This is a genomic window from Microbacterium sp. Leaf320 (genome assembly GCF_001423485.1).
Classification (GTDB): domain Bacteria; phylum Actinomycetota; class Actinomycetes; order Actinomycetales; family Microbacteriaceae; genus Microbacterium.
Genome location: NZ_LMOD01000003.1, coordinates 167464 through 180737, shown reverse-complemented (window position 1 = coordinate 180737; position 13274 = coordinate 167464). Strand labels below are relative to the sequence as shown.

The 13274-nt window shown below is 66.8% G+C and carries 12 protein-coding genes; 7 read left to right on the top strand and 5 right to left on the bottom strand.

Translation table 11 applies throughout. The features are described 5' to 3' along the window. Positions 1 to 108 precede the first annotated feature (108 nt). The 4 genes from ASF63_RS10715 to ASF63_RS10705 form a co-directional block, all read right to left on the bottom strand. On the bottom strand, positions 109 to 939 hold the full coding sequence (locus ASF63_RS10715; protein ID WP_157534314.1) for a hypothetical protein: 831 nt from the start codon (positions 937 to 939) through the stop codon (positions 109 to 111). 300 nt (positions 940 to 1239) lie between these two features. Further along, positions 1240 to 1806 carry a hypothetical protein gene (locus ASF63_RS10710; RefSeq protein WP_235560769.1) on the bottom strand — a complete coding sequence of 189 codons (567 nt, stop codon included), beginning with the start codon at positions 1804 to 1806 and terminating at the stop codon, positions 1240 to 1242. Between the two features lie 263 nt (positions 1807 to 2069). Continuing rightward, positions 2070 to 2576 (bottom strand): hypothetical protein, encoded by a 507-nt coding sequence (locus ASF63_RS19050; protein WP_157534313.1) that lies wholly within the window; start codon positions 2574 to 2576, stop codon positions 2070 to 2072. Positions 2577 to 2716: 140 nt separating this feature from the next. Next, positions 2717 to 4072: an HNH endonuclease signature motif containing protein gene (locus ASF63_RS10705; protein ID WP_056513480.1), complete on the bottom strand. Its 1356-nt coding sequence runs from the start codon at positions 4070 to 4072 to the stop codon at positions 2717 to 2719. Positions 4073 to 4174: 102 nt separating this feature from the next. Here ASF63_RS10705 and ASF63_RS10700 point away from each other — a divergent pair, with 102 nt between their 5' ends. The 7 genes from ASF63_RS10700 to ASF63_RS10670 all read left to right on the top strand — a co-directional run bounded on the left by ASF63_RS10700 (position 4175) and on the right by ASF63_RS10670 (position 12361). Further along, on the top strand, positions 4175 to 4945 hold the full coding sequence (locus tag ASF63_RS10700) for an alpha/beta fold hydrolase (RefSeq protein ID WP_056513476.1): 771 nt from the start codon (positions 4175 to 4177) through the stop codon (positions 4943 to 4945). A gap of 9 nt (positions 4946 to 4954) precedes the next feature. After that, positions 4955 to 5752: a phosphotransferase gene (locus ASF63_RS10695; protein ID WP_056513473.1), complete on the top strand. Its 798-nt coding sequence runs from the start codon at positions 4955 to 4957 to the stop codon at positions 5750 to 5752. 39 nt (positions 5753 to 5791) lie between these two features. Then, a complete protein-coding gene (locus ASF63_RS10690) occupies positions 5792 to 7603 on the top strand; it encodes an ABC-F family ATP-binding cassette domain-containing protein (RefSeq protein WP_056513470.1) in 1812 nt (603 codons plus the stop codon). 123 nt (positions 7604 to 7726) lie between these two features. Continuing rightward, entirely contained in the window at positions 7727 to 9547 is a 1821-nt protein-coding gene (locus ASF63_RS10685) for a Na+/H+ antiporter (RefSeq protein WP_056513467.1), read from the top strand. A gap of 91 nt (positions 9548 to 9638) precedes the next feature. Continuing rightward, a complete protein-coding gene (locus ASF63_RS10680) occupies positions 9639 to 10559 on the top strand; it encodes a MetQ/NlpA family ABC transporter substrate-binding protein (RefSeq protein WP_056513464.1) in 921 nt (306 codons plus the stop codon). A gap of 99 nt (positions 10560 to 10658) precedes the next feature. Continuing rightward, positions 10659 to 11702: a methionine ABC transporter ATP-binding protein gene (locus tag ASF63_RS10675; RefSeq protein WP_056513462.1), complete on the top strand. Its 1044-nt coding sequence runs from the start codon at positions 10659 to 10661 to the stop codon at positions 11700 to 11702. Further along, the gene (locus ASF63_RS10670; RefSeq protein ID WP_042537425.1) at positions 11702 to 12361 is read left to right on the top strand and encodes a methionine ABC transporter permease; all 660 of its coding nucleotides are present in this window, start codon (positions 11702 to 11704) and stop codon (positions 12359 to 12361) included. Before ASF63_RS10675 ends, ASF63_RS10670 begins: the two co-directional genes overlap by 1 nt. Here ASF63_RS10670 and ASF63_RS10665 read toward each other — a convergent pair. Beyond that, the gene (locus ASF63_RS10665; protein ID WP_200934021.1) at positions 12348 to 13271 is read right to left on the bottom strand and encodes a pseudouridine synthase; all 924 of its coding nucleotides are present in this window, start codon (positions 13269 to 13271) and stop codon (positions 12348 to 12350) included. The genes ASF63_RS10670 and ASF63_RS10665 overlap by 14 nt on opposite strands. Positions 13272 to 13274 lie beyond the last annotated feature (3 nt).

The window sequence follows — 13274 nt, the reverse complement described above, 5'->3', positions numbered from 1 at the left end:
TGCCATGTCGGGTCGACTTTTCACACCGCACGCGGTGCGAGCCGCGCGCGGGCGAGCCGCTGGCGGGAAGCGGCCGTCCTCTGTCGGAAGACGTCCGCACGCGGTGCGCTAGCCCCAGCGGGGGTCGTCGGGATCGGGAGAGTCTGTGCCGTCGGCATCTGTCATGATGCGCGCTTCAGCGATCCACGACGTCAGAGGGCCATCTCGGAGGAGATGAGGTCGCGGTGTGTCGAGCAAAGCGGAGGCAGTCACCTTGTCCAGCGGCTCATCGCTCGCGAATATGACGACGTTGCCGAGCGGCCCTTCCGCATCTTCCGGCTCTGCGTCGAGCACGACAGCGACGTGATCGAACACGGTGCTCAGGGTCGCGGCCTGTCGTCGTGAGTATTCGAACGGATGCCCGTCGAGCAGGTTCACGGCGACTACGCCCGCTGCTGCGGAGCGCGCGGCGACCCGGCGATAGAACTCCTGGCTGGCCACACGATGCCGGATGACGGCGGCATCCCAGAGATCGACGACGGTGAAGCACGCCTCCACCCAATCTGTGTCGATTGCGGTGCGATAACTCGCTGCGTCGTCAAGTCCGGGGGACGGAGATGACTGCACCGGCGATGTCTTCTCATTCGGAAGAGCGGCGTCCGCGACCGTCCGAGCGTCACCGAGGATGACTCGTATGTCAGACCCGGAAGGCAATGGCAGCGCGTCGATGACGGCGGCGTAGAGCGCGGGTTCGAACTCCACCACCAGCTGAGGTGATCCGGCGCGCGTCGCCTGGACGTAGCGCGCCAGCGTGAGTGCTCCGGCCCCCAGATGCACGGTGAACAGCGGCGCATCAGGCTCGGCGGCGGCATCCATTGCGCGGGCGATGTGTTGGGTGTAGCTGTACTCGAGGTCGGTGGGTTCGGTGATCGAGACGACGGACTGCGCAATTCCATCCACGCTGAGCTCGAAGCGACCGGGTCGCCTTCTCGACTGCACCAGCTTTGCCTTGCGGTTGGCTAGTGAGAGCGAGAACACCCGGCGACTCCATGGCACCTGTCTAGTTTAGGCCGGAGGGGATCGGTCGGCGGCTGCGTCTCGAGTAGCAGAGCGCCGTAGGTGAATCTGCTCTCGGAAGGCCGAGCCTCCTCGAGATCGTCGAGTCGTACGAGAAAGCGATCAGCCATCTGACAGAACAGGGCCGCTCCGACCTTCGGGGCCGGGGGTCTTTCTTGTTGGCGTGCTGCTGCGGTGCGTTCTTCAGCAGCCTATGCCGGCCGGGTTCTCGTCGCAGGTGTGGGCGACGAGCGCGGTGCGGGCCTCGAGGATGCGGATATCCTGGACGGCACCGGGCGTCGTGAGCTGCCCGGGAATGTCGATCCATCCGCCGCCGAGGTCCACCTGTGCGGTGTATCGGATGTCAACTCGGGCTGGGTACACGCCGGGGTCGCGGTAGACGTGGCTGGTCGGGGTCGGCGTGAACTGCGCCTGACCGAGCGCCTCCCAGGTCTGCCCCGGTGTCGTCACTGTCGCGAAGCTGCCGTCGCCGAACGTGTAGTCGTATCCGGCCGGTGTGAAGCGGACGCGGAGGGGGATGCCGAACAGCTCGCCGTCTTGGACCTGCGATGTCGCTGCGCCGATGAAGTTCGTCGGCATGCCGGCGATCCCGAGGTTTCCCGGCTCGGCGGTGGCGAGGACGGATGCCGGGGCGAACCGCGCGAGGTCGGAGATGACGATCGTCGGAGTGCCCGTCGCCAGCGGGGTCGCCGCCGGCGCAGCGGGCCGGTTCAGACGGGGTGCGCATCGCGTGGTGCCCGAGTCATCCATGCACGCCGCGAGATCGATCGCCTCATCGCTCGGCCCCGATGGTGCACCGGGGTCGGAGGGGCCGCCGTTGCTCCGGCGTGTGTCCGTGTTCGGGTTGGTGCCCTGCTGCTGTTGCGTGCCGGAGATCGTAAGAGACGAGCCGTCGGTTGAACCGCAGAGACCCATCATTTGCGAGGACGTGGTGCAGCCCGAACTAGCCCGAGTGGCAGCGTTAGGCATCGCCAGCACTAGTGCGACGGCCATCAAGGCCATCGCGGTCCTGGTTAGCATGTCTCCCCATCTGCGGAATCCTCGTGAGCGATCAGCAGGTTATCGCCGTCTCCGGAGAATTCCACGAGCTGTGCGACAACGTCGCCTCGGTCAGGAGGGGTGACGTCGATGCCGCCCGCATCAACGACTCGAAACTCAGATACGTCGATGCACACCATTCCTTCGACTTTCGCGGTCGGCTCGCCAATACTTGCCTCTGTCCCGCGGAAAGACAGGATCCTCGCCTCCCCGCTGGCCCGTAGCCCCCATTCACGTAGTGACCTTTGAGCCTCGATGTCGCTTTCGAGCGCGAGAGACGTAAGAAACTCTTGTGGGTCAGGCTCAGAATCACCACGTGCCCGAGCGCTTAGGGCGTCAAAATACGCCCGGTACACCTCTTCCGCCGCCGCAAACGCCTCTTCCTCGCTGGCGAATGCAGGTGTCGGCGTGGGCACCGGTGCCGGCCCTGGTGCGCACCCGAGCAGCTGGCCGAGAGCGATCGCAACCAACACGACAGCCACACTTCTTTTGCGCGTTGTCATCGGTCGAGGAGCGGGCGAGGGTAGCGAGCGAGGAGGGGTCACCGCGCCACCGTAGTCAAAGTGCGGTCGGTGCCGCCGCAGTTATCCACAGCCCATGGACTGCGCGTACGCCGAAACCGTCAGAACGGGGCGCGCACGTCGTCGGACACGGTGAAGGTGACCGTGTTCGGTGCAGGGGGAGTGTCGATGTAGGTGCGACCGGTCGGGCTCGTCCATTCGACGACTCCGCCCTGCTTCTGTTCCACATGCCAGGGGGAGTGGTGTTTCAGGACGTGGTGTCGCCGACAGAACGAGGCGAGGTTCGTCTCGCAGGTCGCGCCACCCGCCGATGCTGCGTGATTGTGGTCGAGGTCGCATTTCCGCGCGGCGATCCCGCATCCGGGGAAGCGGCAACGTTGGTCTCTCGCTCGAAGATGTCGTCGTAGGTGCTTGCCGGGTCTGTATCGGTCGACTGCGAGCACCCGCCCGCTGATCGGATGAGTCATCACCCGATCCCACCCCGTGGCCATGCCTGCGAGCTTCCGCGCGGTGTCGGTATCGATGGGGATCACGCCGTCGAGTTCGGCTGGCGGCGTCGCGGAGCCCTCACCGGTCGGTATCTGGTCGCTCGACGCCGGGCTCGCATCATCGGCCATCAGGGTCGTCACCGGAACTGTGACCTCGATGCGAGCCGTGATCTCTGCGAGCAGCCCGTCTTCGGTGTCGTGCCCGGTCGGCGTGCCGCTGAGCACCAGGTCCGTGAGCAGATCGGCGCGGATCTCATCGATGGTCCGGTCGTCTGCCTCGAACTCTCGACCTTCTCGCTTCGCCTCCCGCCTCGCGCGGAGGTTCTCGTCGCGCAGTGCGTGCGCCATCTGCGAGAGGCGGTCGAACATGCCGTGGATCAGCGCCGCGGGCGCGTGCGCATGCAACCCGGCCATCCCGTCTTCGCCGTCAGTCACCCAGACGCGACGCTGAGCACGCGCGTTGCGGTGTCGCTCCGTCACGGTCGTGGGCGCGAATCGCTCGGCCACTCGACGCGCCAGCGCCCGCAACCGATTGGGCGACTCAACCTCGGCGAGAGGAAGCATGATCGTCGCGTACGCCTGGCTGGCGCTCGGCGACTCGATGTGCGACCCGGCGTCGACGATGACCCGGGCATGTGCGGCGCTGATGCGCCCCTGACCCTGCGCCTCCCACACGGTCGGAAAGAGGTCGATCAACATTCCCGCAGCTGCCATCCGCCGCTCGATGGTGCGATCACTGACGTGCTGCACGGAGGCGATCTCGGCAGCCACGGTGCGAAGAGAGTGGTCTCCGCGATCAGGATGGTCTCCCTGTTTCGCGATGTCGATCGCCAGTCGCCCGGCGATTGCGAGAAGTCCGTCGCGAGCCGCCATCATGCTGCTCACCGTCGCCTCCACGATCTGCAGCGACGTCACCAGATCGGCGAGTGTCGCCATCTGGGAGTCCGTCGCGTCGAGCAGTGCTGTCATGCAATAAGTAGATCAGTAACCACCGACATTCGAACGAAGATTCGAGATATTCCCGACTCATTATTATTACGAAGAGATAACGACTTCTGGCACACTGGGGAAATGCTGCTTCACGCGATCGACGCAGAACCGGACGCAAACGCACGCGCAGGAGACGCGCACGAGCGCTCGTCCACCGTCGTCCTGCTCCACGGGATGATGGGTTCGTCCGAGAGCTGGTGGCGAGTGATCCCTCGCCTCACAGCGCAGGGGCACCGCGTACTCGCACTGGATCTGCCGGGGCATGGACTGTCCCCACGCAACCCGAGCCTCACCATCGAACAGGCCGCGACGTCCGTCGTCGAGACCGTGCAGGACCTCGCATTCGGGCAGCGGGTGGCCGCAATCGGGCACTCCTATGGGGCGAGCGTCCTCGCGGAGGCGGCGGGGGAGCTCCGCGCGGAACTCGCGGTCTACATCGACGCGTCGCTCTCGCTCGTCGGCGGCCAGGACCGTTCACGCCTCACCGAGCAGTACGCGCGGGATCGACGCGCTCGATCATCCGTCGATTACCTGCGGGCGTCACGCCCCTTCTATTCCGCGAGAGATGCCGAGGCTGAGGCACGTTCCGCCGAGTGCTTCGACCCAGCGACGATGGCGTCCGTCTCCTGCGGGTCCGATCACGAGTGGCTTCCGGATGCAGGCTCGATCGTCATCCGCGCCGATCCGAGCAACTGGGTGACCGACGCCGATGTCGTGCGATTCGAGCGACGCGGTATCGATGTGCGACGCATCCCTGATGCCGCGCACACCGTCTGGTACAGCCATTTCGAAGAGTTCGTCGCATCCGTTCCCGAACTGTTCGGCGCTCCCCGTCACGACCCCCTGCCATAGCCTCGGCCCATGGCCACGGCACTCCCACCCTCACGCGCCACGCTCGCCGAGTTCGGAGTCTCCGCCACGCACCAGGACGAGATCCGGAACCTCCCGGGCGGGCGCGGGTTGACCTGGCGGGCCGGCGACACGGTGCTGCGTCCGTCGGCAGGCGACGGTGAGACGGTGTGGAAGGCGAATGTCCTCGCAGAGCTGCCTCACTCCGCACGGTTCCGCACTCCACGTCCGATCGCCGCTCGATCCGGAGCGTGGACGCTCGACCGGTGGGAGGCCTGGCAGTGGCTCCCGGGTGCCGCGGATGAGACGCGCGTGACGGACGTGCTCGACGCAGGGGAGGCGTTCCACCACGCGGTCCGTGGGCTCGACCGCCCCGACTTCCTCGATCAGGCCGACGATCCGTGGGCGAGATCCGACAGGATCGCCTGGCAGGAGGAGCCGCCGCCTGCGAACGCGACCCTCCATCGTCTGATCGCCGCATTCCGCCCGGTCTCGGCGACAGCGCAGATCATCCATGGGGATCTTCTCGGCAACGTGATGTTCGAACCGGGACAGCCTCCGGTGGTCATCGACTGGGCGCCCTACTGGCGTCCGGTCGCCTTCGCCGCTGCGATCGTCTTCGCCGACGCCGCGTGCTGGCACGGCCTCGACCCCGCGGAGATGATCCGGCTCGCGGACGCCAGGAATGTGGACCGGCAGTTCCTGATCCGCGCTCTCGTCTTCCGCATCGCGACGTTCGAACTCCTCGGGCACTGGGACGACCGGATGCAGGCGCGGCACATTCCTGCGATCGAGGCCGCCCTAGTCTGACCGGGGCGCACAGCGCGCCCGACTACCCTGGGAAGCAACATGGCACATCTTCTCGGGGCAGAAGCCCTTCACCTCGAATATCCGACGAGGGTCGTCTTCGACTCCGTGACCCTCGGCATCGAAGAGGGCGACCGCATCGGCATCGTCGGCCGCAACGGCGACGGCAAGTCGAGCCTCCTCGGCATGCTGGCCGGCATCAAGGAGCCGAATTCGGGCCGCGTCACCGTGCGCGGCGGCACGACCATCGGCGTCCTCGACCAGGCCGACACCCTCAGCGACGACCTCACCATCAGTGCCGCGGTCGTCGGAGACACCCCCGAATACGAGTGGGCCGGCGACCCCCGCATCCGCGATGTGATCGAGGGTCTGCTGAAGGATCTGCCCTGGGATGCCGAGATCGGCTCCCTCAGCGGTGGCCAGCGTCGTCGTGTCTCGCTCGCCAAGCTGCTCACCGGCGACTGGGACGTCATCGCCCTCGACGAGCCCACCAACCACCTCGACGTCGAAGCCATCACGTGGCTTGCCGGGCACCTCAAGAAGCGCTGGAGCCCGAACTCGGGCGCTCTCATGGTCGTGACCCACGACCGGTGGTTCCTCGATGAGATCTGCACCGAGACCTGGGAGGTGCACGACCGCATCGTCGAGCCCTTCGAGGGCGGCTATGCGGCCTACATCCTGCAGCGCGTCGAGCGCGACCGGATGGCGGCTGCCACCGAGGCCAAGCGCCAGAACCTCGCCAAGAAAGAGCTCGCCTGGCTGCGCCGGGGAGCGCCCGCCCGAACCGCGAAGCCGAAGTTCCGCATCGACGCGGCGAACGAGCTGATCGCCGACGTGCCCGAGATCCGCGACAAGATCTCGCTGCAGTCGCTCGCCGTCTCACGCCTCGGCAAGGACGTCGTCGACCTGCTCGACGTCGGAGTGACCTACCCGACCGCAGACGGCGGCACACGCGAGGTGCTCCGCGACGTCGAATGGCGCATCGCACCGGGCGAGCGCACCGGAATCCTGGGAGTCAACGGCGCCGGCAAGTCGACGCTGCTCGGACTCATCTCGGGCACGGTCGAGCCCACCGTCGGCCGCGTGAAGCGCGGCACGACCGTGAAGGTCAAGACCCTCACGCAGCGTCTCGACGAACTCGAGGACGTGCGGCGCGAGCCGGTGCGCGTCGTGATCTCGCGTCTGCGGACCTCGTACACGATGGGCGCGGGATCCAAGGCGCAGGAGCTCACTCCCGGGCAGCTGCTCGAGCGGCTCGGCTTCGACTCGGCGCAGCTCTCGACTCCGGTGAAGGACCTCTCGGGCGGTCAACAGCGTCGCCTCCAGCTGCTGCTCGTTCTCCTCGACCAGCCCAACGTGCTCATCCTCGACGAGCCGACCAACGATCTCGACACCGACATGCTCGCGGCGATCGAGGACCTGCTCGACTCGTGGTCGGGAACCCTGCTGGTCGTCAGCCACGACCGGTACTTCCTCGAGCGCGTGACGGATCAGCAGTTCGCGATCCTCGACGGGCACCTGCGACACCTCCCCGGAGGGGTCGACGAGTACCTGCGCCTGCGTCATCTGCAGACGTCGGCCCCCGGCAGATCCCAGACCGCCGTCAACACCGAGAAGAAGGCCCCGAGCCTCGACGGCGCCGCCCTGCGCGCAGCGCAGAAAGAGGTCGCCTCGCTCGAGCGTCGCATCCAGAAGCTCACCCAGCAGGTCGACAAGGCGAAGACCGCTCTGGCGGATCACGATCAGTCGGACTTCGCAGGCCTCGGCGACAAGATGAAGGCGATCAGCGATCAGCAGGCCGAGATCGAGGAGCTCGAACTCCGCTGGTTCGAGCTGACGGAAGAGCTCGACTGAACCGACCCCTCGCGATCCGGCCTCCGTGGGAATACGGTGGCACTGCGATGCGCTGTGCTCTGGGCGGGGTTCGATGCCATCCGGGATCGCACAGCTTGATCCTGCGGTACCCGGGAGGTTCAGATGGAAGGACTCGAGGTCACCGTCCTGATCGGACTCACGATCCTCGTGGGGACGCTGCTCGCGCCCAGAGTGCGGCTGGCGCTGCCCCTGGTGCTCGTCATCATCGGACTGCTGCTCGGCTTCGTGCCGCAGCTGCGTGAGATCCAACTCCCGCCCGAGACCGTGCTGCTGCTCTTCCTCCCGGTGATGCTGTTCTGGGAGAGCCTGACGACGTCGCTGCGCTCGATCCGCCGCGACTTCCGCTACATCCTGCCGATGAGCACGGTGCTGGTCGTGGCATCCGCCTTCGCGGTCGCGGGCGTCGGACTGCTGTTCGGGATGCCGTGGGAGACCGCTCTCATCCTCGGGGCCGCGGTCGCCCCGCCGGATGCCACAGCCGTCGCAGCCCTCGGCCGGCTGCTGCCGCGTCGAATGTTCATGAAGCTCAAGGCTGAGAGCCTGACCAACGACGGCACCGCGCTCGTGCTCTACGCGATCGCGGTATCGCTGGCACTCGGCGGCAACATCACGCCGCTGTCTGTCACGATGTCGGTGCTCACCTCGTATGTCGGAGGGATCGCTGCCGGTGTCGTGATCGCTGCCCTCGGCTACCTGCTGCTGCGCCGCACCTCGTCGACGATCGTCATCAACGTGACGCTCCTGCTCATCCCGTTCTCGGCCTTCCTGCTCGCCGAGATCGTGCACGCGTCGGGAGTGCTGGCTGTCGTCGTCGCCGGTCTCATCGTCGCGTACGTCTCGCCACGAGTGACCACGGCATCGTCGCGGCGTCAGGCCGACGCGGCCTGGCCGTTCGGCGTCTTCCTCCTCAACGGAGCGCTGTTCGTGCTGATCGGGCTCGAGGTGCAGTTCGTCGCGCACGAGATCTCCGCGGCGGCGATCGGACGCCTCGTGCTCATCACCCTCGGCGTGTGGGTGACGCTGCTGGTCGTGCGCTACCTCTTCCAAGTCGTGAACATCCTCTTCCAGCGCAGGACGGTCCCTCGCCCGTCGCCCGGGGCGCGGGCGCGGTCGATGGCCGTGTCGACCGTCGCGGGAATGCGGGGAGCCGTGTCGCTCGCGATCGCGCTGTCAGTGCCTGCCGCGAGCGCGACCGAAGGCGAGATCGCCGGTCGCGACGAGATCGTCTTCGTGACTGCGGGGGTGATCCTGCTGAGTCTTCTCGTGCAGGGGCCATTGCTGCCGGCGATCGTCCGCTGGGCCCGCTTCCCGGTCGATCACAGGGAGGACGAGGAGTACGAGCTCGCCGAACGTGCGATCTCGGGTGCGGCGCTCGCGGCCCTCGACGACCTCGCCGCAGAGCACGGCGTCGGACAGGAGATCCGCGACAAGGTGCGCGCGGAGGGCTACCAGATGCTCGAATTCTCGAACGCGCGCGCACTGGCCCGTGAACAGGCGATCGTGGACGCCGAGGCGCAGGCGCTCGACGTGCTGCTCGACGAGCCGGATCCCCTCGGCAGCGGCAACACGATGTCCGAGACCGCGGGTGACGGCCGGCCGGGAGACGGCGGATCGGATGCAGCGCAGACGGTGCTGCGTCTGCCGGACGCCACGCGCATCGACGCCGACGGGGAGAGCCCCGAAGGCGAGGTCAGGACCCTGCAGATGCTCGCGACCTCGGTCGACGTCGACGTCATGCAGCGCTCGCCGCTGCTGCGGCACGAAGAGCACACGCGTCTCAAGCTCGCCCTCATCGACCGCAAGCGCGAGGTGCTCCTCGGGCTCCGCAGAGAGGGAACAGTCGACGATCTCGTCGTGCGCCGGATCTCGGCGCGGCTCGACCTCGAGCAGGTCCGACTGCAGGGCATCGAGGAGTACGACTGAGAGCTGTGACGCTCTGTGACACTCGATTGTCGCCTGCGGCGTCGCGCTGCCTAACGTATTCGAGTCCCCCAAGAGAGGAACCCGAACACTCATGTCCATCACAGCATCCCGTCGGACCACATCCGTCATCGCCGCGCTCGCCGCGGTCCCGCTCTTCGTCGCGCTCGCAGGCTGCGCGACGGCATCCTCCGATGCCGGCTCCGGCGGCGGTGACTCCGAGAACGAGACCGTCAAGATCGGCGTCGTCGGCAAGGGAGACGCACAGTGGGCTCCTTTCGTCGAGGCAGCCGCTGACGAGGGCATCACGGTCGAACTCGTCGACTTCGGCTCGTACGAGCAGCCGAACCCCGCACTGACCGAGGGAGAGATCGACCTCAACCAGTTCCAGCACATCGTGTACCTGGCCGAGTACAACAGCGCCTCGGGCTCCGACCTGACGCCGATCGGCTCGACTGCGATCTACCCGCTGGGTCTGTACTCGCAGAAGTACGACGATGTCGACGACATCCCCGAGGGCGAGACCGTCGCCGTTCCGGATGACGCGTCGAACCAGGCACGTGCGCTGCTGGTGCTGCAGTCGGCCGGACTCATCGAGCTCAAGAGCGGCGGAACGATCTTCTCGGATCTCGCCGATGTCGACACCGACGAGTCCAAGGTGAAGGTCACGGCCCTCGAGGCAGCCCTGATCCCCACGTCGCTGCCCGACGTCGCCGCGGCGATCATCAACAACGACTTCGTGGAGGACTCCGGTCTGACCTTCGACGACGCGATCGCGCAGGACGACCCGGAGGACCCGAACGCGCTGCCGTACGTGAACATCTTCGCGTCGCGCGCCGAGGACGCAGACAACGAGACGTACCTCAAGCTCGTCGAGATCTTCCAGACGAACGAGGACGTGCAGGCCGGTCTGATCGAGTCGTCGGGTGACACCGCGGTTCCGCTGCAGACTCCGGTCGAGGACCTCGTCGCCTCGCTGAAGAAGGTCCAGGAGGACACCGAGGCCAAGAAGTAGGACGACCGGGTGCAAGACACCCCCGTCCGATGAGGGAGAATCGGGTGGCGCTTCGTGCGTCACCCGATTCTTCGTTCCCGAAGCAGACCGGAGCACCACATGCCGATCGTCACCCTGACGAACGTCTCGAAGACCTACCCTTCCCGCACCCGTGAAGACGCCGAGGTCGTGGCCGTCGACGACGTCACCCTCTCGATCGAGAAGGGCGATGTCTTCGGCATCATCGGATACTCCGGCGCGGGCAAGTCGACCCTCGTGCGGCTGATCAACGCGCTCGAACCCGCGACCGGCGGCACCATCACGGTCGACGACGTGGACATCACCTCCCTCCGGGAGAGCGAGCTGCGCAAGGTCCGCGGGGGGATCGGCATGATCTTCCAGCAGTTCAACCTGTTCGCCTCGCGCAGCGTCAAGGCGAACATCGCGTACCCGCTCAAGCTCGCCGGCTGGTCGAAGGCCGACATCGATACGCGGGTCGCCGAGCTCCTCACCTTCGTCGGCCTGGCTGACAAGGCCAAGGCCTACCCCGAGCAGCTCTCCGGCGGTCAGAAGCAGCGGGTCGGCATCGCCCGCGCCTTGGCCACGGGCCCTGCCATCCTGCTCGCCGACGAGGCCACCAGCGCCCTCGACCCGCAGACCACGCACGAGGTGCTGGATCTGCTCAAGCGCGTCAACCGGGAGCAGGGCGTCACGATCGTCGTGATCACCCACGAGATGGACGTCATCCAGACGATCGCCACCAAGGTCGCGGTCATGGAGAACGGTCGCGTGATCGAGCAGGGCGATGTCTTCGACGTCTTCTCCGCCCCGCAGAACCCCGCGTCGCAGCGCTTCGTCGGCACGGTCGTGAAGGGTATCCCCTCGCCGTCCGAGCTCAGTGTGCTGCGCGAGCGGCACCGAGGCCGCCTCGTCACCTTCTCGTTCCGCGACGGAGACTCGTCGCAGGCGCAGGTGTTCCTCGACCTCGCCGGCGCCGGGCTCGACTTCGAGCTCGTGTACGGCGGGATCAACGACATCCGCGGGCGGGCCTTCGGCCATCTCACGCTCGCGATCCGCGGTGACGGCGCCGTGATCGACCGCACGCTGGGGGAGATCTCGCAGCGCGTCGAAGTCACCGAGATCGCCGGAGAGGAGGCGCGCTGATGGATCGTCTGAACGAACTGTGGCCAGAATTCTGGAAGGCCGCGCTCGAAACGCTCTACATGACGTCGTTCGCGCTCGTGCTCGGCGGCATCCTCGGCCTCGCGATCGGTGTCATCCTCTACGTCACCCGTCCAGGCGGGCTCGCGCAGAACCGGCCCGTCTCGGTCGTCGCGAACCTCGCGGTGAACTTCTTCCGCCCGATCCCGTTCGTGATCTTCATGGCCGTCGCGCAGCCCTTCGCTCGCGTGGTCGTCGGCACCGGCATCGGCACCACGGCCGGCGCGTTCATCATCGGTCTCGCCGCTGCCTTCGCGATCGGCCGCATCGTCGAGCAGCACCTCGTCTCGGTCTCGCCTGGAGTAATCGAGGCCGCCCGCGCGATGGGCGCCGGGCCCTGGCGCATCCTCTTCACCGTGGCGATCCCCGAATCCCTCGGACCGCTGATCCTCGGGTACACGTTCATCGTCGTCGCGCTCATCGACATGACCGCGATGGCCGGTCTCATCGGCGGCGGCGGCCTCGGAGCATTCGCGCAGATCTACGGCTTCCGTCAGTTCGAGCCGCTCGTGATGTGGGCCGCGATCGTTCTGATCGTGGTGTTCGTGCACCTCGTGCAGATGCTCGGCACGCGGCTCGCGCGCAAGATCATGCGCCGCTGACAGGCGCTTCCTGCAGCGTGCGCGTCGTGGAGAACACCCTCGGCGCACCGCTCAGCGGATCCACGAAGTGCAGCTCACGCGCGAGCAGCTGCTTGGGGTGATCGAAGTCATCGGGGCGCTCGCCCCGCAGCTCGGGGTAGAACGGGTCGTTCAGGATGCCGAGGCCGAGAGCTGCGAGGTGCACCCGCAGCTGATGCATCTTGCCGCTGTGCGGGCGCAGCAGCGTGTGCACGACACGCTCGTCGGCATCGAGGACCTCGATCAGCGTCTCGGCGTTCGGCTCGCGGTCGTCGTCGACCTGGACCTTCAGCTCGTTGCGCAGCTTCACGATGTGGTTGCGGTAGACGAGGGGGAACCGCGACGCATCCCAGTCGGCCGGACGTGCGGAGACGGCCTCGTAGACCTTCTGCACCTGTCGGGTCTCGAACAGCAGCTGATACGGCCCTCTGGTGGCCGGGCGCGCCGAGAACATGAGCACTCCGGCGGTCGCTCGATCGAGTCGGTGGATCGGTGCGAGCTCGTCGTTGCCGAGCAGGTTGCGGAGGCGGATCAGCGCAGAGTTCTGCAGGAACTTTCCGCCGGGGATGGTCGGCAGGAAATGAGGTTTGTCGATGACCACCAGGTCGTCGTCCTGATGGATGACCTCGATCTCGACGGGGAGCCGTGTCTCGACAGGGGGATCACGGTAGTACCAGATGAACTCCTCGACACCCAGGGGCGTGTCCCGAGCCAGGGGAGTGCCGTCGCGGGCCACGATCTCACCGCGGTCGAAACGGCTGAGCAGGCCTTCGGGATCGAGATGGAAGAAGCGGTCGATCATGTAGGCGCCCACGGTGGGCCATTCGCCGCTCATCGGGACGTGCAGGCGCGTGGCGCCGACGCCGTCGCGCACCGGAAGAGGGGAGAGCATCGC

Coding starts and splice junctions, on each gene's coding strand:
- ASF63_RS10710 (WP_235560769.1), bottom strand. CDS start 1,806: ATGGATGACTCGGGCACCACGCGATGCGCACCCCGTCTGAACCGGCCC.
- ASF63_RS10705 (WP_056513480.1), bottom strand. CDS start 4,072: ATGACAGCACTGCTCGACGCGACGGACTCCCAGATGGCGACACTCGCC.
- ASF63_RS10700 (WP_056513476.1), top strand. CDS start 4,175: ATGCTGCTTCACGCGATCGACGCAGAACCGGACGCAAACGCACGCGCA.
- ASF63_RS10695 (WP_056513473.1), top strand. CDS start 4,955: ATGGCCACGGCACTCCCACCCTCACGCGCCACGCTCGCCGAGTTCGGA.
- ASF63_RS10690 (WP_056513470.1), top strand. CDS start 5,792: ATGGCACATCTTCTCGGGGCAGAAGCCCTTCACCTCGAATATCCGACG.
- ASF63_RS10685 (WP_056513467.1), top strand. CDS start 7,727: ATGGAAGGACTCGAGGTCACCGTCCTGATCGGACTCACGATCCTCGTG.
- ASF63_RS10680 (WP_056513464.1), top strand. CDS start 9,639: ATGTCCATCACAGCATCCCGTCGGACCACATCCGTCATCGCCGCGCTC.
- ASF63_RS10675 (WP_056513462.1), top strand. CDS start 10,659: ATGCCGATCGTCACCCTGACGAACGTCTCGAAGACCTACCCTTCCCGC.
- ASF63_RS10670 (WP_042537425.1), top strand. CDS start 11,702: ATGGATCGTCTGAACGAACTGTGGCCAGAATTCTGGAAGGCCGCGCTC.
- ASF63_RS10665 (WP_200934021.1), bottom strand. CDS start 13,271: ATGCTCTCCCCTCTTCCGGTGCGCGACGGCGTCGGCGCCACGCGCCTG.